A 24,004-nucleotide genomic window follows, 5' to 3' on the forward strand; every position below is an offset into this window, starting at 1 on the left:
AAACGCGGGGAGGAAAGTTGAATGGGGCGGAAATAGTCCCCGGGGTTGAAGCGCTGATCGCGGAGATCGGCCCGGTGGACGGCCCGATCGCCTCGGCGCTGCGCGCGGTGCATCGGCACCGGTTCGTCCCGCCCGTCGGGCTGGCTCATGCGCCCGACGACACGGTTCGCCTCATCGACCGGGACGCCGATCCGGCTGACTGGATGGCGGCCGTCTACACCGACACCAGCATCGTGACCCAGTTGGACGACGGCAGGAGCGCCGTCGAGGATCTGGACGGCGACTACACCTCGTCCGCCTCGGCGCCCAGCACCGTGGTCGAGTTGCTGCGGTGGCTCGGCGCCGAGCGCGGGCAGCGGGTCCTGGAGGTGGGCACCGGCACCGGCTGGACGGCCGCCCTGCTCTGCCACCTGGTGGGCGCGGCGAACGTGACCTCGATCGAGATCGACCCCGTGGTGGCGGGCCAGGCGGCGTGGAGGCTCGCGGAGGCGGAGCTCCGTCCCCATCTGGTCGTGGGGGACGGGGCGGACGGGTGCGCGGAGCGCGCGCCGTTCGACCGGGTGCACGTCACGTGCGGCGTCCGGACGATCCCGTACGCCTGGGTCCGCCAGGCCCGTCCGGGGGCGGTGATCGTGCTGCCCTACAGCCCGGGGTTCGGCACCAGCCACGGCCTCCGGCTGGTCACCACCCGGGACGGCACCGCGTACGGCCGGTTCCCGGGGTTCGCCTCGTACATGATGATGCGCCCCCAGCGGCCCCGCCCGGTCCGGCCGCCGCGCGGGCCCGAGGACAGGCGCCATCTGACCACCCGCGTCGATCCCCGGACGATCGCGCACGCCCCGGCGGGGGCGGATCTGGCCGTCGCGGCGCTGACCGGCGTGGCCTGTCACGGCAGCGCCGAACCCGACGAGGACGGGGATCTGTATCGGATGTGGCTGTCGGACCCGGAGGAGCCGGGGTCGTGGGCGGTCGTGGACTGGCGGCCGGACGCCGAGGAGTACGAGGTCTTCCAGGTGGGCGACCGGCCGCTGTGGGACGAGGTGACCGACGCCTACTTCCGGTGGGTGAGCTGGGGTGAGCCGGGTCGTGAACGGTTCGGGATGACGGTCACGGCCGACGGGCAACGGGTGTGGCTGGACGACCCGGGGCGGCCACTGTAGTCGGCCGATCTGCTCTGTCCGCGGTCTATCGGACATCCCTACATATCCGTAGAAGCACGGACATTTCACCGGGGCCCTTCACGGCGCATGTCAATTTCTGTAAGACAGAGTCGAGGTGAGGGATGGACCTACGCCATATCCGGTACGCGATCACCATCGCCCGTGCCGGCAGCCTGCGCCGAGCCGCGGCTCTTCTGCGCGTCGCCCAGCCGACCCTGTCGGAACAGCTCAGGGCGCTGGAGAGGGAGCTCGGCGTCGAGTTGTTCAGCCGTTCGCCGTCCGGGGTGCAGCTCACCGAGGCGGGCGAGGTGTTCCTGGCCCAGGCGACGGTCGCGGTGGACGCGCTGGGCCGGGCGGCCACGGCGGCCCGGGGCAAGGGGCGGACCGCCAGGCTGGGCGTGGCCGACGGGCTGGGCGACGTGGCCGCCCGCCTGCTCGCGCAGCTCCAGCAGGCGCGGCTGCGCATGGCGCCGATGGGCACCGCCGAGCAGCTCGTCTCGCTCATGGACGGCACGCTCCAGGCGGGCCTCGGCTACGCGCCGGGGTCGCTGCCGCGCGGGGTGGCGCGTGTGCTCGTCCACCGCTCCCCCGTGCGCGCCCTGCTGCCGCGCGACCACGAGCTGGCCGCGTACGTGCGGCTGCCGCTGGCGGCGCTGGCGGGCGAGCCGCTGGTGATGCCGGAGTCGGAGGCGGTCGCGGGGGCGCGCCGGTTCCTGGAGGCGTTCGTGCGCCATCGCCTGCATCCCCGGCTGGGGCCGTCGGCGGCCACGCACGACACGGTCGTCGCCATGGTGGGCGAGGGCGCGGGTTACGCGCTGTGCGTGCGCGAGGGGGTTCCGGTGCCGGAGCGGCTGGCGTTCGTGCCGATCGAGGAGGAGGTGCCGCCGATCGAGGTGGTGCTGCTGTGGAACCGCCAGGCGGACGTGCAGGACGTGGTGAGCGCGGCGCGACACCTGGCCCGATCTGGATAGCAATATTATCCAGTGATGCGCATGTCCGAACTGAGCGCCGAGTCTGGCGTGCCCATCGCCACGATCAAGTACTACCTGCGCGAGGGCCTTCTCCACCCGGGCGAGCAGACGTCCGCCACCCGGGCCGAGTACGACGCCACCCACCTGCGCAGGCTGCGCCTGATCCGGGCGCTGCTGGAGGTGGGCAGGCTGCCGGTGTCGGCCATCAAGAAGGTCGTGGAGGCGGTCGACGACGAGTCGCTGCCGGTCCACATGATGCTCGGCACCGCCCATTACGCGCTCAGCCCGCGGGTCGAGCCGGAGGCGACGCCCGAGTGGGACGCCGCGCTGGCCGAGGTCGACGCGTTCCTGGCCGGCCTGGGCTGGAAGGTGGAGCCGGAGGCGCCCGCCCGGCACGAGCTGGCGCACACGGTGATGCGGATGCGCCAGCTCGGCCACACGCCCGAGCTGGCCCCGTACGCGGCGGCGGCCGGCAGGCTGGTCGAGGAGGTCGAGATCGACACGATCCCGTACGACGGCCCGCGTGACGCCGCCGTGGAGGCGCTGGTGCTGGGGACGGTCCTGTACGGGCGGGCGTTCGACGCGCTGCGCCGCCTGGCCCACGAGTCGACCTCGGCCCGCCGCCTGTCCGGCAGTTCCTGAAAATTCCGGTTGCCGGTGGCCCCCGCCGCTCGGCAAGATCGAGTATGGCGCTGACACCCGAGCTCGTCGCTTACTACGCCCAGGACCTGGAGCACGAACGGCTGCGCGAAGGGCGCAACCGGCTGGAGCTGTGGCGCACGCAGGACGTGTTGCGCCGGACGCTGCCCCCGGCCCCGGCCCGGGTGCTGGACGTGGGCGGCGGCACCGGGGTGCACGCCGAATGGCTGAGCGCCGACGGCTACGAGGTCGAGCTGCTGGACCCGATCCCGCTGCACGTCGAGCGGGCCGCGCGGCTGCTCGGGGTGCGCGCCCGGCTGGGCGACGCGCGCCGCCTGCCGGTGCCCGACGCGAGCGCCGACGCGGTCCTGCTGCTGGGCCCGCTCTACCACCTGCCCGAGCGCGCCGACCGGGTGCGGCGCTGGCGGAGGCCCGGCGCGCCGTGCGGCCGGGCGGGCTGGTGGCGGCCGCGACCATCAACCGCTACGCGGCCGTGCACGGCACCATCCAGCTCGGCCACTACGTGCGCGCGCCGGAGCGGCAGGCCGCGCTCGCCGCCGCGACCGGCGGCGTCATGCTCTCGCCGGGGCGCGGCTTCACCGCCTACTTCCACGATCCGGACGACGTGCCGGGCGAGTTCGCCGACGCCGGGTTCCCCGAGGTCGGCAGGTACGGGCTGGAGGGGGCGTTCTGGCTGTACGGGGACCTCGACGACTGGCTCGACGACCCGGGGCGGCGGGCGCTGCTGCTCGACGCCCAGCGGGTCATGGAGTCCGAGCCGTCGCTGCTCGGGGTGAGCGGTCACCTGCTCACGCTCGCCCGGCGCCCTCTCTGAGCAGCCCGACGATCCCGGCCAGGCCCTCGTCGCCGTGGCCCTGCGCGACCCGCCGGGCCATCAGGTCCATGAACGGCGTCAGCAGGCCGGGGTCGACGCCCTGCTCCCGCGAGGTGTCCAGGAACGTGGCGTTGCCCGCGGACATCATGGCCAGGTTGGAGTGCACGCCGAGCGTGTAGTCGCCGCTCTCCCGCTGGGCGGCCATGCCGTGGGCGGCTCCGGACATCGCGCCGAGCCAGCCGGCGAGCAGCGTGGCGAACCGCGACAGGTCCACCTCCTTCTCGCCGTCGACCAGGGCGAAGGCGTGGGTGGTGCCGGCGAGCATCGCGGTCATGGCGCTGAGCAGCGCGACGTCGTACAGCGCCGCGTGGCCGGCGTCCGAGCCGACGTAGTTCACCCCCGCCGGGACCTCCAGCGCCTCCCGGTGCCGCTCGAACAGGGCCTGGTCGCCGCTGTAGAGGATGTAGCCGCCGCTCTCCGGGACGCCGATCATCGGCGGTACGGCCATGATGCCGCCGTCCAGGAAGCGGGCGCCGCGTTCCTCCGCCCAGCGGGCGCGCCGCCTGCCCTGCTCGGGGGTGCCGGTGGTCAGGTTGATCAGGTCCTTGCCGGCCAGGTCGGCGCCGTCCAGCGCCGCGCCGACGGAGTCGTCGTCCAGCAGGCACAGGATCACCGGCCCGGTGGCCGCGGCCACCGCCTCGGCGGCGCTGCCTGCCGCGCGGGCGCCCGCCTCGACCAGTGGTCCGGCCTTCTCCGGGGTACGGTTCCAGACGGTCAGCGGGTGGCCGGCGGCGAGCCAGGACCGGCCCAGCGCGGCGCCCATGTCGCCGAGGCCGAGCAGGGTGATGGGAGTCTTGGACGTGTTCATGCCGTCCAGGCTCGCGCCCGCCCCTGATCAAGATCAAGAACGCACTTTATTGTGGGTGGTTACCTTATGGTGGGTTCATGACCAGGCGGGATACGTACGTGTGCGGGATCGACGCGGCGATCGACGTGGTCGGCGGGAAGTGGAAGGTGCTCATCCTGTGGGCGCTGAACGACGGGCCGTGCCGGTTCGGCGAGCTGCGGCGCGGGATTCCCGGCGTCACCGAGAAGGTGCTCACCTCGCACCTGCGCGAGCTGGAGTCCGACGGGATCGTCTTCCGGGAGGAGGCGGTCGAGGGGGCGGTGCGGCGCGTCACCTACGCCCTCACCCCGCTCGGCGTCTCGCTCAACGCGGCGCTCGCGCCCCTCGGCGCGTGGGGGCGTGAGCACCTGCTGAACGGGCGCGCCTCCCACGACCACGCGGCGGCCTCCTAGCCCCGGCCTCAGAAGCAGGTCAGGCCGGGGTTCTGGGCCGGGGCGCAGGGGCCCTGGTTGCCGCCGCCGCCACTCCCCGTACCGTCATGTCGTCTCCCGTCCCCGTAGCTGACCGGCGAGCGCCAGCATCCCCCCGTGGACGCCGCCCGGTGAAGCGCGGAACCGGACGCCGAAAAGGGATGAAACCATGACGGCCCTGGGCCTTCCCGGCATGCCCCTAGGGTGATCACATGACTGAACTTGATCGCATTCGCTGGCAGTTCGACCTGACGTGGTCGCTGCTGACCCTCCACCTTGACCAGCTCACCGACGAGGACGCCCTGTGGGAGCCGGTGCCGAACTGCTGGACCGTGCGACCGCGCCCCGACGGCACGTGGACCGCGGACTTCTCCATGGAGGAGCTCGACCCGATCCCGCTGCCGACGATCGGATGGGTGATGTGGCACATGGGCATGTGGTGGGAGAACGCGTACGCCGGATGCTTCGGCGACGGCGCCTCCGCCGACTGGGCCGCGGTGGCGGCGGCCACCACGTGGCCGGGCGACGTGCGCTCGGCCGTGACCTCGTTGACCGGCCACCACGACCGCTGGCGCGCCGCCCTGGACGCGCTCTCCGACGCCGACCTCGACGCGACGGACCGCACCGGCTGGTTCGCCGAGGGCGGCCTGACCCTCGGCCACGTGCTGGCGTGGGCGAACGTCGAGCTGATGAAGAACGCCGCCGAGATCGGCAGCCTGCGCCTCCAGCGGGCGAACCTCCGCTGACCGCCGCGTACACCCTCTCTGTGGCCGACGAGTGCTCTCGCTGCTGAACGAGCTGTATGACGGGCCCGCGGCGCCGGCCGTCGGGGCATTCCTGGACGCGGTGGACTCCGTCATGAACAGCAACACCTTCCTGCTCAAGGTGCGCGCCGACGTGCCGGTGACCGGCGGCGACCCGGCCGAGGTCCTGTCCGCGTTCCTGCGCGATCCGCTGTTCGAGGAGATGATGCTCGACGTCGACCGGACTCGGGGGTGGTGGAACCTGCAGGACGGCGACGGCCCGCTGGTGGTGGATGGCCCGGTGCGGCCGGACGTACGGGAGCTGGGCGCGGACGGGTTCTGGCGGCGGCTGCGCTGGATGTTGCGGGAGGCGTTCAGTCCTTACGGGCGGCACCTGGACGACGCGGCGGCCGGGGCGGTGCTGGGGCCGTTGCCGGAGGCGCTGTTCGGGGGTGACGTGGCGGGGTGGTCGTTCTGCGAGGTGCGGCCGGACTTCCTGCGTGGCACGGGGTATTACTCAGGTGCGACTTGTGCGGGCTTGGCCTACTTTGATGGTGGAGAGTCGGACACGGCCACGTTCTTCTACTGTGGGGATGTCTTCTACCTGCTGCTGACCAACGGGTCTCCATGACGCGGCGGCGGCCCGGTGGTCGGGTGCCGGTTGCCGTGTGGCGGTTGTCGGGTGCCGGTTGTCGAGGTGTGAGGGGCGGGTGGCGCATGCGGGCGTCAGAGGGTCTGCGTGCGGTGGCGGCGGCCCGGTCCGTCGCCTCGTCGCTCGGCCTGGCGGCCGACGACGCGGTCGTCCTCCAGGACTCCAACAAGCTCACGCTGCGGTTGACCCCGTGTGATGTGCTGGCCAGGGTGGCGCCCGAGGCGGAGCACGTCGCGCCGTTCGAGGTCGAGCTGGCGCAACGCCTCGCCGCGACCGGCAGCCCGGTGGCCGCGCTGGACCCTCGGGTGCAGCCGGGCGTGCACGAGCGTGACGGGTTCGCGATCACGTTGTGGACGTACTACGAGCCGGTGACGCCGGACGCGGTCGCGCCACCGCCGGACGCCTACGCCCGGGCGCTCGAACGGCTGCACCACGGGATGCGCACGCTCGATGTCGCCGCGCCGCACTTCACCGATCGGGTCGAGGAGGCTCTGCGGCTCCTGGCGAGCCATGACCGCACCCCGGCGCTCTCCGACGAGGACCGGGACCTGCTCGGTGACACGTTGCGAACCCTGGGCCGGGCCGTGGACGAGCGTGGCGGCGCCGCCCAGCAGCTGCTGCACGGCGAACCCCACCCGGGCAACGTGCTGACGACGAAGGACGGGCTGCTGTTCATCTACCTGGAGACGTGCTGCCGCGGACCCGTGGAGTTCGACCTCGCCCATGCGCCCGAGGACGTGGGCCAGCACTATCCGGGCGTGGACCCGGGCCTGCTGCGCGACTGCCGGACCCTCGTACTGGCGATGGTCACCACGTGGCGCTGGGACCGCGACGACCAGCTCCCGGACGGGCACCGGCTGGGCGTGGAATGGCTCGCCCAGCTCCGCGCCGCCCTCGATGCCCCCGATGCCGACCAGCCGGATGCCGCCTCGCGTCGAGCTGGTTGACGCCGTTTCTCACGAAGCCATCGAGGTGGCGCGCATGGCCAGGTAGCGGGCAAAGGCCTCCTGACCGTCGGGCACGAACGGCCAGCGGCACATCGCCAGCCGCAGCTCCGCCTCCCCCATCCAGCCGTACCACGGCACCTCGGCCGGGTCCGGGCGCAACGGACCGGTGATCACCGCCTCGTGCACCCCCATCCAGTACGGGCCCAGCATGCCCCGGCACAGGAACTTGACGACGAACTCCACCGGCGCCCCCACGCCCAGCTCCTCGGCCAGCTCCCGGCGGGCCGCCTCCTCGTAGGACTCGCCGATGTCCACCCCGCCGCCGACCAGCACGTCGTAGTAGCCCGGGAAACGGGGGGAGTCGTCGGGGCGGCGGTGCACGAGGATGCGGCCCCGCTCATCCCTGCACACGGTGGTGGCGATGCGGTGCAGCCAGCCCCGCCGGGTGGCCTCGTCGCGATCCGCGACACCGACCACGTCGTCCTGCTCGTTCACCAGTTCTATACGTTCGTCCACGGGGCCACGATCTCAGATGGGTGTGACAGTTTCGACACCCCTAGGGGGACGCGGGGGTGGGTTGGGGGTCGGGGGCCGGTCGTCGTGGGAGCGGGTGGGCGTTGTCGCGCTCCTGCCGTGGTGCCTGCCGCGCCGCCCTACCCCAGGCAGCGGTCGTCGAGCCGGCTCTCCGCGGCGGCTGGCGCCGCGCCACCCCCCATCCGAGCCGGCTGACGCCGCGCCGCCGATCCCAGGTGGCGGACGCCGCGCCGCCCATCCCCGGCGGCTGACGCCGCATGGCCCTCACGGGCGGGGCGCTTCGCGTTGGGCAGTTCGGACGTTCTTCCAAGGCAGCTCACGCCGCAGCGGAACGCCCCGATGCCACCGAAGAGCCCCCTGGCCACAGCCCACTCGCATCGTCAAGCCTTTCGGGACGCAACGCCTCGCTGGTGAGGGCTTTGCGTTCCGGTGTGGGCCGCCCACCGTGACCGCGTGAACCGCCCGGCGCGAAGCGCCCCCATGTGAGGACGATGTCCTGCGGCGCCAGCCGCCCCAAACAACCGGCTGAACCGCCCGGCGCGAAGCGCCCCCACGTGAAGACGACGCCCTGCGGCGCCAGCCGCCCCTGGAAGGACGTCCGAACCGCCCGGCGCGAAGCGCCCCCACCCGTGAGGGCCATGCAGTGCGGCGCCAGCCGCCCTGGAAGGACGCCCGAACCCGCTCGGCGCGCAGCGCCCCGCCCGTGAGGGCCTTGCCGTTTGGAAGGTCGAGACCGTAGGTGCGCAACTCCGTAACCGGCGAAAGCTATTAGGCAGTTAGTCGGTGATCGTGGTGGGGCGTTTCAGGAGCCAGAGCGCCGCCCGTTGCAGCAGGGTCCGGTGGATCTCGTTCTCGTACGACCGCGTGTCATGCCCGAGCGCGTCGTAGAAGACCCTCCCCCGCCGCACCGGCCGGGCCCAGATGAGCGGCTGGCCGTGGGAGGAGGCGAGGGGCCGGACGTCGGGCAGCACGTCGAGGTCGCTGTACACCTCGTCGACGACGTCGAAGTCGCGCAGCCCGTCGACGATGGGGTGGCCGACGTGGACGCGGACGCCGGTCCAGCCGAGCGGCGGGTGGTGGGACTTGGGCCAGGTCCAGCAGCCGCCGAGGACGCGGGGCCAGCCTTGCCAGTCGTCGAAGCAGATGGACGCCGTGTGCATGCACAGCAGGGCGCCGCCGCGGTCAAGGTGGTCGAGGAGGGTGGTGCGGGCTTGGGCGGGGAGGTGGAAGCGCCATTGGTCGCGCTGGTCGGCGAAGCGTTCGTGGGTCATCTGCCAGCGGAGCGCGTTGATGGTGATGAGCTGGACTTCGGGTGGTTCGCTGAGGGCGCCGGCGATGTCTTCGGTGGTCTCGGATTCGACGCCGACCTCGGCGAGCGCGTCGGCGAGGGCGGCCGACGTGGCGTCGAAGTCGTGGTACAGGCCTCCGGAAAGGATGAGATTTCGCGCCATTTCCCAAGCTCATCATGCTCATCGCGGTATTTCTACCCATCGGCTGTCACATCCGGTGATGCGGGACCGTCCTCTCGGGAGGAGGGAAGGAGCGGGCATGCTTGATACGGGTACCCTGCCCGGCATGACGGGGACCGCTGAGTTCGAGGAACACCGTCCCGCCCTGCTCGGTCTGGCCTACCGGCTGCTGGGCAGCATGTGGGACGCCGAGGACGTGGTGCAGGAGGCGTGGCTGCGCTGGCAGGGCACGGATCGTGACGTGGTCCGGGAGCCGCGGGCGTTCCTGATCACGGTGGTGTCGCGGCTGGCGCTGGACCAGCTCCGCTCGGCCCGGGTGAAGCGGGAGGCGTATCCGGGGCCGTGGCTGCCTGAGCCGGTGGCGTCGGCGGAGGCGGGGCCGCTGGACACGGCGGAGCTGCGGGACACGGTGGCGTACGCGACGCTGCATCTGATGGAGCGCCTGTCGCCGCCGGAGCGGGCGGTGTTCGTGCTGCGGGAGGCGTTCGAGCTGCCGTACGACGAGATCGCGGAGATCGTCGGCGCGTCGGTGGCGAACGCCCGGCAGATGCACCATCGGGCGTCGGTGCGGCTGGCAGAGGGCCGGGACCGGTTCCGGCCGTCGTCCCGGGAGCACGAGGAGCTGCTGGCGCGGTTCATCGCGGCGGCCGGGGGCGGCGATCTGGGGCCGTTGACGGATCTGCTGCACGAGGACGTCGTGATGTGGAGCGACGGCGGCGGCCGGGTCCGGGCGGCGCTGCGGCCGATCGAGGGCCGCGACAAGGTGCTGCGGTTCCTGGAGGGGGTGCTGGCCCGCTACGAGTACGGCGGGCTGTCGGTCGTGGACGTGAACGGCCATCCGGGGATCTGGATGGAGATCGGCTCCGATCATCAGCTGGTCGTCCTCGACTGGCACGAGGGGCGCGTGCGGGGCATGTACGGCGTGCTGAACCCGGACAAGCTCGCCCGGGTGCGGGCGTCGTCTCTATAGTCGCCGTTATGGATCTCGGCATCGCAGGCAAGGTCGCACTCGTCACGGGTGGCAGCGCGGGCATCGGGCTGGCCGCCGCCCGGAGTCTCGCCAGGGAGGGGTGCCACGTGTGCGTGTGCGCCCGCAGTCCGGAGAAGCTGGCGGACGCGGTGGTGGAGTTGCAGGAGTTCGGCGGCGTGGTGCACGCGGTGCTCGCGGACGTGGAGGACCCGGAGGCGGCCGAGCGGGTGGTGCGCGAGACGCAGGACGTGGTGGGGCCGGTCGACATCCTGGTCGCCAACGCGGGCGGGCCGCCGCCGGGCCGGTTCGTGGACGCGAGCCTGGCCGAGTGGGACGTGGCGGTGCAGCGCAACCTGCTCGGCACCGTGCGGCTGGTGCGGGCGGCGCTGCCGGGGATGCGCGAGCGCGGCTGGGGCCGCATCGTGACGGTGACGAGCCGGTCGGCGCGGGAGGCGATCGACGGGCTGGCCCTGTCCAACTCGACGAGGTCGGCCGTGGCGGGCATGGTCCGCACACTGGCCCGTGAGGTGGGCGGCGACGGGGTGCTGGTCACGAACGTGATGCCGGGCCCGATCGACACCGACCGGCTGCGTGAGGTGGCGGGCGGCGAGGACGGGCTGGCGGAGCGGGCGGCCGTCGTGCCGCTGGGCCGGATCGGCCGGGCCGAGGAGGTGGGCGACGTGGTGGCGTTCCTGGCGAGCGAGCGGGCGTCGTTCGTGAACGGGATCTCGATCCTGGTGGACGGCGGCGAGAGCCGCGTCATCGCCTGACGAGGTCCCCGGCGGCCTCGCCTGGCCGGAGTCCGTTCCCTGCCGCATGACATCCTTCTCCCAAGGACGATGTGAGAGGCAGGGGAATGGACAAGCCGGTCATCGTGACGGTCGACGACGATCCTGGTGTGTCGCGGGCGGTGGCCCGCGACCTCAGACGCCGCTACGGCCGCGACTACCGGATCGTCCGCGCGGAGGCCGCCGTGCAGGGCATCGAGGCGGTCAAGGAGATGCGGCTGCGTGGTGACGAGGTGGCCGCCATCCTGGCGGACTACCGGATGCCGCAGATGAACGGGGTCGAGTTCCTGGAGAAGGCGATGGACATGTACCCGTTCGCGCGACGGGTGCTGCTGACCGCCTATGCCGACACCGACGCGGCGATCCAGGCGATCAACGTCGTGGATCTGGACCATTATCTGCTCAAGCCGTGGGATCCGCCGGAGGAGAAGTTCTACCCGGTGATCGACGGGCAGCTCGACGCCTGGCAGCGGACGGACCGGGTGCCGGTGGCGGAGCTGCGCGTGGTGGGCGACCGCTGGTCGGCGCCGTCCTACCAGGTGCGTGACTTCCTGGCGCGCAACCACGTGCCGTACCGGTGGATGCTGGCCGAGGAGCCCGACGGGGCGCAGCTCGTGGCGGCGGCGGGGCAGGAGTGCCGGCTGCCGCTGGTGGTGACGTCCGACGGGTCGTCGCTGCAGGCGCCGGACCAGTCGACGCTGGCCTCGGCGGTGGGGCTGTCGACGACGCCGGCGACGGACTTCTACGACCTGATCGTGGTCGGCGGCGGCCCGGCGGGGCTGGGCGCGGCCGTCTACGGCGCGTCGGAGGGGCTCAACACGGTGCTGGTGGAGGCGCACGCGTCGGGCGGGCAGGCGGGGCAGAGCTCCAGGATCGAGAACTACCTGGGCTTCCCCGACGGCGTCTCGGGCCAGCAGCTCGCCGACCGGGCGCGCAGGCAGGCGCTGAAGTTCGGGGCGGAGCTGCTGACCGCGCGGAAGGTGACGCATCTGGAGCCGCGCGGCCAGGCCCGGGTGATCGGGTTCAAGGACGGCGGGGAGATCGCGGCGCACGCGGTGATCCTGGCGACCGGCGTGACCTACCGGCGGCTGGACGCGCCGGGCCTGGACGACTTCGTCGGCCGGGGCGTCTACTACGGCGCGGCCCTGACCGAGGCGCCGTCGTGCAAGGACAGCGAGGTCTACATCGTGGGCGCGGCCAACTCGGCGGGCCAGGCGGCCGTCCACCTGTCGGGGTACGCCAGCCGCGTGCACCTGCTGGTGCGCGGTGACGGCCTGGAGAAGTCCATGTCGCACTACCTCATCGAGCAGATCCAGGCGATCGGCAACATCGAGGTGCACCTGGAGAGCCAGGTGACGGGCGGTGCGGGCAACGGGCACCTGGAGAGGCTGTCGATCGCGCGCAAGGGCGAGGAGCGGACGGTCGAGGCGCAGTGGCTGTTCGTGTTCATCGGCGCGGAGCCCTACACCTCGTGGCTGGGCGAGACGGTCGAGCGGGACGCGAAGGGGTTCGTGCTGACGGGGCCCGACCTGGTGCAGGGGGGCAGGCGGCCGCGTAACTGGACGTTGCGCCGGGAGCCGTACTTCCTGGAGACGAACGTGCCGGGCGTGCTGGCGGCGGGTGACGTGCGCGCCGAGTCGATCAAGCGGGTGGCCTCGGCCGTCGGGGAGGGCGCGATGGCCGTCGCGCTCGTGCACCGGTATCTGGAGAAGCAATGAGCCCGGTATCTGGAGAAGCGATGAGCACTGTGGACATCGACGAGCTGCGCAAGCTCTTCCTGTTCGAGCGGCTGACCGACGAGCAGCTCGGCAAGCTGGCCGACAGCGGCAGGATGCGGGAGTTCGAGGAGGGCGCGGAGATCGTCCGCCAGGGCGAGCCGGCGGAGTGCTTCGCGGTGCTGGTGGAGGGTGAGGTGCAGATGGTCTCGGAGACCGTCAGCGCCGGGACCGTCACCATGCCGCGCACCGGGCAGCCGGGCGTCTACGGCGGCGCGACCTCCGCCTACCTGGGCGACCGGGCGCCGCAGACCTACCAGCACACGTTGCGCGCGACGGCGCCGTCGCGGGTGTTCATCCTGCCGGCGCGCAAGTTCGCCTACATCGTGACCGAGTGGTTCCCGATGGCGATGCACCTGCTGGACGGGTTGCAGTCGGGCGGCCGGTTGCAGCGGGAGATCATCGACCGGCGGCAGCGGCTGACGGCGCTGGGCACGATCACGGCGGGGCTCACCCACGAGCTGAACAACCCGGCCGCCGCGGCGGTGCGGGCGGTGAGCGAGCTGCGTTCGCTGATCAGGTCGTCGCGGGTGGAGCTGGCCAGGCTGGCGGAGAACGGCATCCCGCCGGAGCGGCTGCGGGCGCTGGTGGAGATGCAGGAGGCGTGCATGGAGGCGGTGGGCACGCTGCCGGCGCGCACGCCGCTGGAGATCTCCGACGCCGAGGACGAGCTCGGCGAGGCGCTGGACGAGCTGGGCGTGGACGACGCCTGGGAGCTGGCTCCGGCGCTGGTCAACGCCGGGTTCGGCGGGGAGCACCTGGAGAAGGTGCGGCTGAAGGTCGGCGAGGAGCACGCGCCGGCCGCGCTGCGCTGGCTGGCCGAGGCGGTGGAGATCTCGCAGATGCTGGGCGAGGTGACGGAGGCGACCGAGCGGATCACCTCGCTGATCGGCTCGGCCAAGCAGTATTCGCAGATGGACCGCGCCCCGTTCCAGGTGCTGGACGTGCACGAGCTGCTCGACAGCACGGTCGCGATCTTCCGCGGCAAGATCCCGCCGGGCATCACGGTGACCACCGACTACGACCGGACGCTGCCGCCGATCCCCTGCTACGGCGGCGAGCTGAACCAGGTGTGGACGAACCTGATCCACAACGCGCTCGACGCCATGGGCGAGGAGGGCACGCTGACGATCCGGACCGCGCACGACGAGGACGAGGCGATCGTGGAGATCGGCGACACCGGCCCCGGCGTGCCCGAGGCGATCCGGGACCGGATCTTCGAGCCGTTCTTCACCACGAAGTCGGTCGGCCAGGGCACCGGGCTGGGGCTGGACATCTCCTACCGGATCGTGGCGGGCCGGCACGGCGGTGACCTGAAGGTCCGGTCGGCGCCGGGCGAGACCTGGTTCGAGGTGCGGCTGCCGCTGCGCGAGCCTACGGGGGGTCCGTCACCATCCGGATGAGCCGGGGCACGACCTGGTCGGCGGCGACGCGGAAGCCGTCGTGCTCGAACTCGTTGGTGACCCAGGCGCGCACGTTGCCGACCCGGGCGGCGGTCTCCAGCGACAGCCCGGCGTCGACGTACATGTCGTCGTGGTAGACCACGGCGGCGACGGGCACCTCGTTGGCGGCCAGCCGGGCCGGGTCGTAGAGCGGCGGCCAGTCGTCGACGGCGGCGAGGATCTCGGCGGCGCCCTTGAAGGGCCGCAGCGCGCGGATGTCGTCGAACATCCACGGGTAGATCATCTCGCCGGTGAACATCTCGAACGTGTCGAAGTCGGCGGGGCGCAGCCGCTCCGCCGACCAGCGGGTGGCGGCGCCCTGGGCGTAGATGGACTCGTGCAGGACGGCGTAGAGGGGGCTGCCGACGAAGCCGGTCTCCATCATGACCGCGTAGAGGAACTCGTCGGACAGGCGGTCGCCGTGCCACGCCTCGGCGAGCTGCCAGTGCAGGCGTTCGGAGCCGTCGCCCATGCCGAGCTTCTTGCCGAGGGTGCGGAAGCGCTCGACGGTGAGCCGGTCGCCGTCGGGGAGCAGGACCTCGTTGCCGGCCAGGTGCTCGGCGATGCGCCTGGCGCGCTCGTCGTCGCCGGGGTAGCGGCGGTGGTGGCGGGCGACCTTGGCGCGGACGCGCTCGTACGTGCGCGTGTAGACGTCGTCGGCGGTGGCGTCGAGGCCGGGCAGGCCGCCGGTGATGTGGCAGGCGCGCAGCGCCTCGGGGGCCTGCGACAGGTAGGTGAGGGTGACGAAGCCGCCGTAGCTCTGCCCCCAGGTCTCCCACTGCTCGATGCCGAGGGCCTTCCTGATGTGCTCGCAGTCGGCCACGATGGCGTCGGCGCGGTAGTGGCGCAGCCGGGCGGCCAGCTCCTCGTCGGTGCCGGTGGCGGTGGCGGGGCTGCTCAGGCCGGTGCCGCGCTGGTCGAGCAGGAGCACCCGGTGCGTCTTGAGCACGTGCCGCCAGTGCGCCTGGCCGGTCAGCCGGGGGGACTTGCCGCCGGGGCCGCCCTGGAGGAACAGCGCCCACGGCAGGTCGCCGGTGTGGGCGGGGTCGCGGATCTCGCGGGCGAACACCTGGATCGTGGCGCCGCCGGGGTCGGCGTGGTCGAGCGGCACGGTGAACACATGGTCGGCGGCCGTCAGGCCGGGCATCGTGACTTTCACGCCCAGCACCTTACGGGCTGACCAACCGGCCGTCCTCCCGGTAGATCCAGTAGCGGCGCAGCATCTTGAGCACTACGGAGACCTGGAGCGCGGTGATGCCGGGCAGGTGGGCGAGGTCGCGGGTGAGGAAGTCGCCGAGGTCGTCCTCGTGGCGGAAGACGCCCTGGTGGATGACGGAGGTGGTGCCGGCGACGATGGAGACGTAGCGGGCGGAGGGGTGGCGGGCGAGCTCGTCGGCGACCGGCTGGATGGCGCCGGGCGAGACGGTCAGCGCGATGACGACCTCCAGCGAGTAGCCGAGGAGCGCGGGCTCGATCTCGACGCGGGGGCGGACGACGCCGCGCCGCAGCAGTGACTGGATCATGCGGTAGGCGGTGGACTGGCTGAGGCCGAGGGCGCGGGCGGCCTGCGCGGCGGTGATGCGGCCGTCGTTGCGCAGCAGGCGCAGCACGCCGGGCTCGTCGGCGCCGCGGGCGGGCTCCTCGGCCTGTTCGGCGGGCTCCGACAGGGCGCGGACCTGGGCGTCGTCGAGGCGGTGCAGCCGCCAGGAGTCGGCCTTGGTGAGCGCGCGCAGCACCAGCTCGGAGTGGGTGGCGACGATGCCGGGGACCGAGGGGATGCGGGCGGTGAGCAGTTCGCGGGCCTGCGCCCGGTCGACGGGGTGGACGGCGCAGTAGACGTCGGACTTGCCGGACGTCTCGGCGACGAGCTGGGCCTCGGGCAGGTCGGCCAGGGCGCGCGCGACGCGGCTGGAGGCGCCGGGCTCGGTGGTGACCCAGACGTGGCGCGGGTTGCCCTCGGCGCGGGCGGCCCAGTCGACCTGGCCGATCACCCGCAGGATGCGCTGCTCCTCCATCCGGGCGAGCCGCCGCCCGGCGGTGCTGGCGGACATGCCGAGCACGTCGGCGAGGGCGGCGGCCGAGGCGCGGGGGGCGATCTGCAGCGCCGCGACCAGGTCGAGGTCGGCGTCGTCGAGCATGTCAAGACTGTATCTTCCAGTCAGGCATGTTTGGACGACTGATTCAGCCAGCCAGAACATTTTACTTGCCAAAATCGGTCATCGCCCCTGTAATGGGTGACCATTAACGGGAAAGGAGCCTGACCGATGAACGGCCTGCTGCGCGTCCTGGGAGGGATCGAGCGCCTCGGCAACAAACTGCCGCACCCGTTCTGGCTGTTCGTCATCCTGGCGGGAGTCCTGGCACTGGTGAGCTGGGGCCTGGCCGCGGCCGGCGTGTCCGCGGTGAACCCGGCCAGCGGCAAGCAGGTGGTGGCCAAGAACCTGCTGTCCGCCGACGGCGTCACGACGATGATCGACGGGGCCATCGACAACTACACGTCGTTCGCGCCGCTCGGCACGATCCTCGTGGTGATGCTCGGCGTGGCCGTCGCGGAGCGGTCCGGGCTGCTGGCCGCGGTGCTGCGCTCGGGCGTGGCCAAGGTGTCGCCCCGGTGGGTGACGTTCGCGCTGGCCTTCACCGGCATGGTGTCGCACGTCGCCTCCGACGCCGCCTACGTGGTGCTGATCCCGCTCGGCGCGCTCGCCTTCCGCGCGGTCGGCCGCAGCCCGATCCTCGGCATCGTGGTGGCGTTCGTGTCCATCTCCGCCGGTTACGACGCCAGTCCCCTGGTGACGCCGGTCGACGCCATCCTGTCCGGACTGACCACCGCCGCCGCGCAGACGATCGACCCGGCCTACGTGGTCACGCCGCTGGCCAACTACTACTTCTCGATCGCCTCCTCCGTGGTGCTCGCCGCCGTGATCACCGTGGTGACCGAGCGGGTGCTGGCCCGCCGGGTCGAGTCGCTGCCCGTGGACGAGGACGCCGAGGAGGACGACCTCGGCTCGCTGACCCTGCGCCCCGAGGAGCGCCGCGGCCTGCGGGCCGCGCTGATCGCGCTGGTCGTGTTCGTCGTCGCGCTGGTGCTGGCCGTGCTGCCCGCCGGATCGCCGCTGCGCGGCGAGGGCGGCAGCCTCGTCCAGTCGCCGCTGCTCGGCTCCATCGCGATCTTCCTCGCGCTGGCGTTCCTGGCCGTCGGCTGGGCGTACGGCAAGGCCGCCGGAAGCATCACCAGCAGCCGCGACATCCCCGACTTCATGGCGCACGGGCTGCGCGAGATGGCGCCGATCCTGGTGCTGTTCTTCGCGATCTCGCAGTTCCTGGCCTTCTTCAAGTGGACCGGCATCGGCGAGATCATCGCGATCAACGGCGCCGACCTGCTGAAGTCGGCCGGGGTGTCGGGGCCGGTGGTGTTCCTGGGCATCCTGATCGTGGTGACCGTGATCAACCTGGTGGTGACGAGCGGGTCGGCGCAGTGGGCGCTGGTCGGGCCGGTGTTCGTGCCGATGCTGATGCTGCTCGACATCCCGCCGGAGTACACCCAGGCGCTCTACCGCATCGCCGACTCCTGCACGAACGCCATCACCCCGATGAGCCCGTACTTCGTGATGGCGCTCGGCTTCCTGCAGCGCTACCGCCGCTCGGCCGGGATCGGCACACTGGCTTCGATGACCATCCCGCTCGCGTTCACCCTGCTCGTCGTCTGGACGCTGCTGTTCCTGGTGTTCTGGTGGCTCGGCATCCCGCTCGGCCCCGGCGCGCCCGTCGCCTAGGAAGGATCTCCCTTGTCCATCACCGACTGGAGCCGGCAGGCCCTGCCGGCCATGCTCGACGACATCAAGAACCTGGTCGAGCTGGAGACGCCCAGCTACGACAAGGCGGCGCTGGCCGCCGGGCTGCGGGCGGTGCGCGCGCTGGCCGTCGAGCGGCTGGGCACGCCGGACGACGAGGTCGTGCACGACGGCGGCGCGCACGGCGACGTGCTGGAGCTGACCTACCGGGGCACCGCGCCCGGTGAGGTGCTGATGATGAGCCACTACGACACGGTGTGGCCTGCCGGGACCCTGGCCGGGTGGCCGTTCGGCGTGGTCGACGGCAAGGCGACCGGGCCCGGCGTGTTCGACATGAAGACCGGGCTGGTGCAGTCGATCTGGGCGCTGCGCGGGCTGCGCGAGCTCGGGCTGCCGCATCCGGGCGTCAGGTTCCTGTTCAACGGTGACGAGGAGATCGGCAGCCCGGCCTCGCGGCAGCACATCGAGGCCGCCAGCGCCGACGTGCTGGCCAGCCTGGTGTTCGAGGCGTCGCTGCGCGGGGCGGTGAAGACGGCGCGCAAGGGCGTGGGCCTGTTCGACGTGACGGTGACGGGCGTCGAGGCGCACGCCGGGCTCGACCCGACGGCGGGCGCGAGCGCCGTGCACGCGCTCGCCGAGCTGGTCACGGTCATCGCGGCCGGGGGCAGGCCGGAGCTGGGCACCACCGTGAACGTCGGCCTGATCAGCGGCGGCACCGGCCGCAACGTGGCCGCCGGGCTCGCCACCTGCGGCGTCGACGTGCGGGTCAGCGACTTCGCCGAGATGGAGCGGATCGACGCACTGTTCGCGGGCCTGCGGCCGAGCGACCCTCGGGTGAGCGTGTCCGTGGCCGGCTCCTGGAACCGGCCGCCGATGACGCCGAACCCGCCCTCGCGGCGGCTGTTCAAGGAGGCACAGGCCACGGCCGCCGCCCAGGGCTGGACCCTGGAGGAGGCGTCGGTCGGCGGGGCCAGCGACGGCAACTTCGTCTCCGGGCTGGGCCGGCCGGTGCTCGACGGCATGGGCGCGGTCGGCGACGGCGCGCACGCCCGGCACGAGTACGTGCTGGTCGAGCACATCCCGGAGCGCACCGCCCTGACGATCGGGCTGATCTCCGCGCTCGCCTAGCGCGGAACCCGCCGGGTCAGCCGGGCCGGCCGCCGTACCGGGCACGGAGGGCGGATTTGTCGGGCTTGCCGGAGCCGGTGCGGGGCAGGTCGTCCATCAGCCACAGCCGCCGGGGCTCACAGGCCGGACCGAGCGCCCCGCGCACCAGCTCGCGCAGCTCCGGCTCATCGGCCCGCCCGGCGACGGCCGCCCCCACGCCCCCGTCCGGCAGCGCGAACACGGCGGCGTCGGACACCCCGGGGTGCCCGGTGAGCACCTGTTCGACCGGATAGGCGTACACGCCGGGCGGCAGCCCGCTCCCGGCCCGGTCCACCAGGAACAGGTGGCGGCCTTCGGCCGGCGGGGTGAGGCGGCCGAGGTCGCCGGTGCGGACCCAGCCGTCGCGCAGCGTGGCCGCGGTGAGCCCGGGATCGTCCAGGTAGCCGGTCATGACCTGCGGCGAGCGCGTCCACACCTCGCCCACCTCGCCGTCCGGCACGCGGGCGCCGCGCTCGTCGCGGATCTCCAGCTCCACCCCCGCCACGGCCCGGCCCACCGACGCGAGCAGCCCCGGCCGCGCGTGGTCGGCGGGCGACAGGGTGGTGACGAACCCGCCCTCGGTCAGCCCGTACGACTGCCGCACCACGCGGCCCAGCGCCTCGACGGCCTCCCGGCTGCGGGCCGGCACCGCCGGGGCTCCCCCGTACAGGATCTGGCGCACGCCGGGCACGTGGCCGAGCCGCCGGGCCAGGCCGTAGAAGCCGAACGGCGGCCCGGCCAGCACGTGGGTGACGCCCTCGCGGGCGATCAGCTCGCGTTCGCGCCCGGTGTCCTCGCCGGTCGCCAGGACCGCCGTGCCGCCGGTCGCGAGCGTCCACAGCGCGGTCAGCGTGGGCAGGTGGAAGCCCGGCCACACCAGGAAGCGCCACGCTCCGGGCCCTATCAGCGCCCTGGCCGCGCCGAGCTGCGCGGCCTCGACGGCGTGGCTGTAGGCGACGGCCTTGCGCTCCCCCGTCGTGCCGTTGGTGAACGTCACCGACGCCAGGCCCCGGCCGGCCGGGATCGTCGCCGTCCCGGCGCCCGCGGTGGCGAGCAGCCGGTCGAGCGGGCCGTGGACGGGCACCGGGCAGATCCGCAGCAGCGCCTCGGCGTCCTCCTGCCGCCCGGCCTCGTACAGCAGGGCCGTGGCGCCCGTCGCGCGCATCGCGCGGGCGGCGGTCTCCGGCGGCAGCCCGACGGGCACCAGGATGGCCGGGCAGCCGAGCGCCAGCGTCACGAGCCGGGCGGCAAGCGACTCCGGCCGGCCGCCGTACAGCAGGGCGATCGCCTGCCCGGCGCGCACGCCGCGCGCCTCCAGGGCGGCGGCGGCCGAGGCCGTCATGGCCAGCACCTGGTCCCCGCTCAGCCGCTCCTGCCCGCACACCAGCGCGTCCCGGGGCCCGGCCGCGGTCAGCCCGCGCACCAGCGCCTCCCCGAACCCGGGCGTCCGGGCGGGCCTGGACCGCCCGGAGGCCCGGCGGCCGGCCCGCAACGGGTCCGGCCCGCCGGGCGGAACCCGGCGGGCCGTCGTCCCGCTCATCCCGCCCGCCTGCCCAGCAGCACCGGCAGCGACCGGGTGCTGTTGCCCAGCACCGTGCCCAGCGGCCGGGTGCCGCTGGCGGGCCCGGCGAGCTTCATCTCCGGAAAGGCTGAGAACAGCGCGGCCAGCGCCACCTCGCCCTCCATCCGGGCCAGCGGCGCCCCCAGGCAGAAGTGCGGCCCGTGCCCGAACGACAGGTGCCCCGGCTGCGGCGCCGCCGCGTCGAACCGGCAGGCCCGCTCGCCGTACTGGTCGGGGTCGCGCCCGGCGGAGGCGAAGCAGGCCAGCACCGCCTCCCCCTTCCGCACCGTGACCCCGTCGATCTCCAGGTCCCGTACGGCGTAGCGCATCGGGAAGTGGGCGACCGGCGAGTCCCAGCGCAGCGTCTCCTCCACGACCGCGCTCCACGGCAGCGAGCCGCCGAGCACGAGGTCGAGCTGGCCCGGCTGGGTGAGCATGGCCCGGATGGCGTTGGTGATGAGGTTGACGGTCGTCACGTGCCCGGCGATGAACAGCAGCTCGATCGTGTCGAGCAGCTCCGAGCGCGTCAGCCGCTCCCCGTCCTGCTCGCGCACGCTGATCAGGTCGGTGATCACGTCCTCGCCCGGCGTGCCGCGCCGCACCTCGATGACCTTGTCGAGCAGCACGTACAGGGCGTCGCGGGAGCCGCTGACGTCGTCCGGGCCGTCGCCGACGCGGGCGGCCACGTCGGTGAGCTCGTGCAGCTCGTCGCGCATGCCGGGCGGGATGCCCATCAGCTCGGAGATGACGTCGCGCGGCAGCGGGTAGGCGTAGTGCAGCCGCAGGTCGACGGGTTCGGGCGGCAGTGCGGCCAGCTCGTCGACGAGCGCGGCGGCCATCCGCTCGATTTTGGGCCGCAGCCCCTGCACCCGGCGGGCGGTGAACGCCTTGATCAGCGGCCCGCGCAGGCGCTTGTGGGTCTCGCCCTCGGAGTTCAGCATGGACGTGTCCGAGGTGATCTTCTCCACGGCCGTGGCCTTGCGGACTTCGGCCCGGCCCTCCGGAGCCCAGTGGCTGACGTCCCTGGACAGGTCGGGGTGGGCCAGCACGGCCGCCAGCGTCGCGTAGCGGGTGGCCGCCCACGCGCGCACCCCCTCGACCTCGACCGGGACCAGCGGCCCCGCCTCCCGCAGCCGCTCGTTGTCGGCGTGCACGTCCGGGGTGGCCGGGTCGAGCACGAAGGCCCGCCCGGTCTCCCGGCTCTCCTGTTCGGTCGTCATGGTCATCCGGCCCTTTCCACGGCCAGGTCCGCGACGTCGAGCCACGGGTCCTTGCCCAGGTAGAGATCGCGGACGAGCTCCCCGGCGGCGGGCGCGTTGCACAGCCCGTGCCCGGAGAACCCGGCCGCGTACAGGAACGCGGGCGGCCCCGGCCGGTGCCCGATGAACGCCGTCTTGTCCGGGCTGGCGTCCCGCACGCCGCTGATCGCCGGGTGCAGCGCCACCCCGGCCAGGCGCGGGTACGTGCCGGCCAGCCGCTCCGCGACGCGGGCGCGCCAGGCCTCCCTGTCCCGGTCCGGGTAGCCCATGCCGATCAGGATCCGGTCCCCGCGCAGCCGCATGAGCAGGCCGCTCGCGGCGTGCAGGGTGACCGGGACGGACGGAATGGGCGACAGCTCGGTCAGCGGGTCGGTCAGCAGCAGCTCCTGGGTGACCGGCTCGGTGAGCGGCAGGTCGACGCCCGCCGAGCGGGCGAGCGGCGCGGACCAGGCGCCGGCGGCGCACACCACGGCCTCGGCCGTGATCGTGCCGTCGGTGGTCTCGACCCGGCCCCGGTCGGGGTCGACGGAGAGCACCGGGCAGCCGGTGCGCAGCTTCGCCCCGGCCCGCCTGGCGCCCTCGGCGTATCCGGCCACGATCGCCGCCGTGTCCGACACGTACGCCTGGGGCGACCAGGCGGCGGCCAGCAGCGGCAGGTCGGGGCCGACGAGCGGGTTGAGCCGGCGGGCCTCTCCCGCGTCGACGAGCTCGACCCGCACCCCGGCCGCCCGCTGCGCGGGCAGCTCGGCCTCGATCGCCGCCACCTGTTCCGGCTCGGTGAGCAGCACCAGGTAGCCGACCTGCCGCAGCGGCACCTGGGCGGCCGGCCGCGACCCGAAGGCCTGGTAGGCCTCCAGGCTGCGGACGGCCATCGCGGAGCTGACCGGGTTGCCCGCGAAGTACGACCTGACGACGTCGGCCGTGGCCCTCGACGCGCCGGACCCGAGCTCGCCGCGCTCCAGCAGCACGGTGCGCACCCCGGCCTCGGCCAGGTGGTAGGCGATCGACAGGCCGATGACCCCGCCGCCGATGACGACGACCTGCGCCTGCGCGTTCACCCGAGCGCTCGCACGCGCCGCAGGTGGTCGCCCACCTGCCAGGGGAACAGGTGCAGGTTCCAGCCGCCGAGGCAGTTGACGTACAGGGCCATGTGCGACATGACCGCGATGAAGTCCTCGCGGTCGTCGAGCCGGTCCAGGACGTCGAACAGCCTCTCGGTGAACCCCCACAGCGTCTGCAGGCCGCAGTAGCCGAGGAACTCGGCCGGGGTCTTGGCCAGGACCCTGGCCATCTGGTGCAGCGACTCCATCGGCATCTGCTCGTGGGCGGCCCGCACCAGTCCGCCGTAGCAGGCGTAGCCGAGCGGCCGGGTCTCGCCGTTGACGAACAGCAGGGTCGTGAGGACGGTCTCGAAGCTGCCCGCGTTCGAGGTGATGCGGCCTTCGTGCAGGTCGACCAGTTCCTGCGGCGGGACCAGCCAGATCCGCTCGGTCTCGGCGTGCAGGTCGGCGATCAGGGCGTCGACCTCCGGGTCGGAGACGGTCAGGCGGGGCAGGCTGTGCCCGAAGCTCTCACCGGCCCTTCTGACCTCGGCGATGACGGGTTTCTTGGTGCGGTAGACCGCCTCCCAGACGGCCTGGCCGGCTTCGACGAGCGTGTCGAGGTCGCCTTCGGTGATGCGGCCGATGGGCGTGGCCGGCATCGGCTCGGTGAGTTCGCCGTACTTGATCCCGAGGTGTTGCAGCCGGGATGAGAAGATCGTGCCGTCGGGCACGGTCCGCCGGTCCACCGAGTGCGTGGCTGCTTGGTGCAGCATCTGGTGGACCGGAGCTACGTGATAGAGGTGATGGCCCGCCACCAGGGCATGGCCCTGCAGGCTGCGGTACGGCAGCGCGTCCCACAGGCTCTGTGCCAGAGCGGCGTTGCGCTCGTCCAGTTCTGCCGTGACGGCCATGCCCAAGCTGGGCCAGCCGATTTCTACGCGTCTCACAGTAGTCACAGTGTG

Annotated in this window: 23 protein-coding genes and 1 pseudogene; 15 read left to right on the forward strand and 9 right to left on the reverse strand. The window is 72.9% G+C overall.

Annotated elements, in window-relative coordinates:
• The first annotated feature begins 74 nt into the window (after positions 1-74).
• The 5 genes and pseudogenes from AB0G11_RS11365 to AB0G11_RS11385 all read left to right on the forward strand — a co-directional run bounded on the left by AB0G11_RS11365 (position 75) and on the right by AB0G11_RS11385 (position 3,605).
• Entirely contained in the window at positions 75-1,160 is a 1,086-nt protein-coding gene (locus AB0G11_RS11365) for a methyltransferase domain-containing protein (RefSeq protein ID WP_357585379.1), read from the forward strand.
• A gap of 122 nt (positions 1,161-1,282) precedes the next feature.
• Entirely contained in the window at positions 1,283-2,131 is an 849-nt protein-coding gene (locus tag AB0G11_RS11370) for a LysR substrate-binding domain-containing protein (protein WP_219510164.1), read from the forward strand.
• Between the two features lie 15 nt (positions 2,132-2,146).
• Positions 2,147-2,773 (forward strand): MerR family transcriptional regulator, encoded by a 627-nt coding sequence (locus tag AB0G11_RS11375; RefSeq protein WP_357585381.1) that lies wholly within the window; start codon positions 2,147-2,149, stop codon positions 2,771-2,773.
• Between the two features lie 44 nt (positions 2,774-2,817).
• Positions 2,818-3,186, forward strand: a pseudogene (locus AB0G11_RS11380) (class I SAM-dependent methyltransferase); the annotation flags it as partial.
• Between the two features lie 26 nt (positions 3,187-3,212).
• A complete protein-coding gene (locus AB0G11_RS11385) occupies positions 3,213-3,605 on the forward strand; it encodes a hypothetical protein (protein WP_357585428.1) in 393 nt (130 codons plus the stop codon).
• Here the strand turns inward: AB0G11_RS11385 and AB0G11_RS11390 are convergent.
• On the reverse strand, positions 3,580-4,473 hold the full coding sequence (locus tag AB0G11_RS11390) for an NAD(P)-binding domain-containing protein (protein ID WP_357585383.1): 894 nt from the start codon (positions 4,471-4,473) through the stop codon (positions 3,580-3,582). The genes AB0G11_RS11385 and AB0G11_RS11390 overlap by 26 nt on opposite strands.
• A 77-nt stretch (positions 4,474-4,550) precedes the next feature.
• Between AB0G11_RS11390 and AB0G11_RS11395 the strand changes: the two genes are divergently transcribed.
• The 4 genes from AB0G11_RS11395 (at position 4,551) to AB0G11_RS11410 (ending at position 7,264) form a co-directional block, all read left to right on the forward strand.
• On the forward strand, positions 4,551-4,904 hold the full coding sequence (locus AB0G11_RS11395) for a helix-turn-helix domain-containing protein (protein ID WP_219510160.1): 354 nt from the start codon (positions 4,551-4,553) through the stop codon (positions 4,902-4,904).
• A 230-nt stretch (positions 4,905-5,134) separates the two neighbouring features.
• On the forward strand, positions 5,135-5,668 hold the full coding sequence (locus AB0G11_RS11400; protein WP_357585385.1) for a DinB family protein: 534 nt from the start codon (positions 5,135-5,137) through the stop codon (positions 5,666-5,668).
• Between the two features lie 112 nt (positions 5,669-5,780).
• Positions 5,781-6,296: a hypothetical protein gene (locus tag AB0G11_RS11405; RefSeq protein WP_357585387.1), complete on the forward strand. Its 516-nt coding sequence runs from the start codon at positions 5,781-5,783 to the stop codon at positions 6,294-6,296.
• Between the two features lie 86 nt (positions 6,297-6,382).
• Entirely contained in the window at positions 6,383-7,264 is an 882-nt protein-coding gene (locus AB0G11_RS11410) for an aminoglycoside phosphotransferase family protein (RefSeq protein WP_357585389.1), read from the forward strand.
• A gap of 9 nt (positions 7,265-7,273) precedes the next feature.
• Here the strand turns inward: AB0G11_RS11410 and AB0G11_RS11415 are convergent, their stop codons facing one another.
• Together AB0G11_RS11415 and AB0G11_RS11420 are read right to left on the reverse strand one after the other, a co-directional pair.
• Positions 7,274-7,780: an NUDIX domain-containing protein gene (locus AB0G11_RS11415; RefSeq protein WP_357585391.1), complete on the reverse strand. Its 507-nt coding sequence runs from the start codon at positions 7,778-7,780 to the stop codon at positions 7,274-7,276.
• A 794-nt stretch (positions 7,781-8,574) separates the two neighbouring features.
• Positions 8,575-9,249, reverse strand: a complete 675-nt coding sequence (locus AB0G11_RS11420; protein WP_357585393.1) for a ThuA domain-containing protein — start codon at positions 9,247-9,249, stop codon at positions 8,575-8,577.
• Positions 9,250-9,373: 124 nt separating this feature from the next.
• On the opposite strand from AB0G11_RS11420, the gene AB0G11_RS11425 reads away from it, so the two are divergent.
• The 4 genes from AB0G11_RS11425 (at position 9,374) to AB0G11_RS11440 (ending at position 14,203) form a co-directional block, all read left to right on the forward strand.
• Positions 9,374-10,237, forward strand: coding sequence for an RNA polymerase sigma-70 factor (locus AB0G11_RS11425; protein ID WP_219510153.1), 864 nt, complete (start codon positions 9,374-9,376; stop codon positions 10,235-10,237).
• Positions 10,238-10,245: 8 nt separating this feature from the next.
• Positions 10,246-11,007 (forward strand): SDR family oxidoreductase, encoded by a 762-nt coding sequence (locus tag AB0G11_RS11430; RefSeq protein ID WP_219510152.1) that lies wholly within the window; start codon positions 10,246-10,248, stop codon positions 11,005-11,007.
• 86 nt (positions 11,008-11,093) lie between these two features.
• Entirely contained in the window at positions 11,094-12,743 is a 1,650-nt protein-coding gene (locus AB0G11_RS11435; RefSeq protein ID WP_219510151.1) for an FAD-dependent oxidoreductase, read from the forward strand.
• Positions 12,744-12,763: 20 nt separating this feature from the next.
• Complete coding sequence (locus AB0G11_RS11440; RefSeq protein ID WP_357585395.1) at positions 12,764-14,203, forward strand: ATP-binding protein; 1,440 nt, start codon at positions 12,764-12,766, stop codon at positions 14,201-14,203.
• Here the strand turns inward: AB0G11_RS11440 and AB0G11_RS11445 are convergent.
• The gene (locus AB0G11_RS11445; RefSeq protein ID WP_357585397.1) at positions 14,175-15,401 is read right to left on the reverse strand and encodes an alpha/beta fold hydrolase; all 1,227 of its coding nucleotides are present in this window, start codon (positions 15,399-15,401) and stop codon (positions 14,175-14,177) included. The genes AB0G11_RS11440 and AB0G11_RS11445 overlap by 29 nt on opposite strands.
• Positions 15,402-15,411: 10 nt before the next feature.
• Positions 15,412-16,380, reverse strand: coding sequence for an Lrp/AsnC family transcriptional regulator (locus tag AB0G11_RS11450; RefSeq protein WP_219510149.1), 969 nt, complete (start codon positions 16,378-16,380; stop codon positions 15,412-15,414).
• Between the two features lie 126 nt (positions 16,381-16,506).
• Between AB0G11_RS11450 and AB0G11_RS11455 the strand changes: the two genes are divergently transcribed.
• Positions 16,507-18,015 carry an AbgT family transporter gene (locus AB0G11_RS11455; RefSeq protein WP_219510147.1) on the forward strand — a complete coding sequence of 503 codons (1,509 nt, stop codon included), beginning with the start codon at positions 16,507-16,509 and terminating at the stop codon, positions 18,013-18,015.
• Positions 18,016-18,027: 12 nt separating this feature from the next.
• Positions 18,028-19,161, forward strand: coding sequence for a M20 family metallopeptidase (locus tag AB0G11_RS11460; RefSeq protein ID WP_308126004.1), 1,134 nt, complete (start codon positions 18,028-18,030; stop codon positions 19,159-19,161).
• 16 nt (positions 19,162-19,177) lie between these two features.
• Here the strand turns inward: AB0G11_RS11460 and AB0G11_RS11465 are convergent, their stop codons facing one another.
• Genes AB0G11_RS11465 through AB0G11_RS11480 form a run of 4 tightly spaced genes read right to left on the reverse strand, consistent with a single transcriptional unit; the run spans position 19,178 to position 23,989 of the window.
• The gene (locus AB0G11_RS11465) at positions 19,178-20,719 is read right to left on the reverse strand and encodes a class I adenylate-forming enzyme family protein (RefSeq protein ID WP_357585399.1); all 1,542 of its coding nucleotides are present in this window, start codon (positions 20,717-20,719) and stop codon (positions 19,178-19,180) included.
• Positions 20,716-21,960, reverse strand: a complete 1,245-nt coding sequence (locus AB0G11_RS11470; protein ID WP_219510145.1) for a cytochrome P450 — start codon at positions 21,958-21,960, stop codon at positions 20,716-20,718. The genes AB0G11_RS11465 and AB0G11_RS11470 overlap by 4 nt, the downstream gene beginning before the upstream one ends.
• Before the next feature lie 2 nt (positions 21,961-21,962).
• Positions 21,963-23,057, reverse strand: a complete 1,095-nt coding sequence (locus AB0G11_RS11475; RefSeq protein WP_219510144.1) for an FAD-dependent oxidoreductase — start codon at positions 23,055-23,057, stop codon at positions 21,963-21,965.
• On the reverse strand, positions 23,054-23,989 hold the full coding sequence (locus AB0G11_RS11480) for a hypothetical protein (RefSeq protein WP_308126003.1): 936 nt from the start codon (positions 23,987-23,989) through the stop codon (positions 23,054-23,056). The genes AB0G11_RS11475 and AB0G11_RS11480 overlap by 4 nt, the downstream gene beginning before the upstream one ends.
• Positions 23,990-24,004 lie beyond the last annotated feature (15 nt).

It is taken from the genome of Nonomuraea sp. NPDC023979, from assembly GCF_040639085.1.
Classification (GTDB): Bacteria; Actinomycetota; Actinomycetes; order Streptosporangiales; family Streptosporangiaceae; genus Nonomuraea; species Nonomuraea ceibae.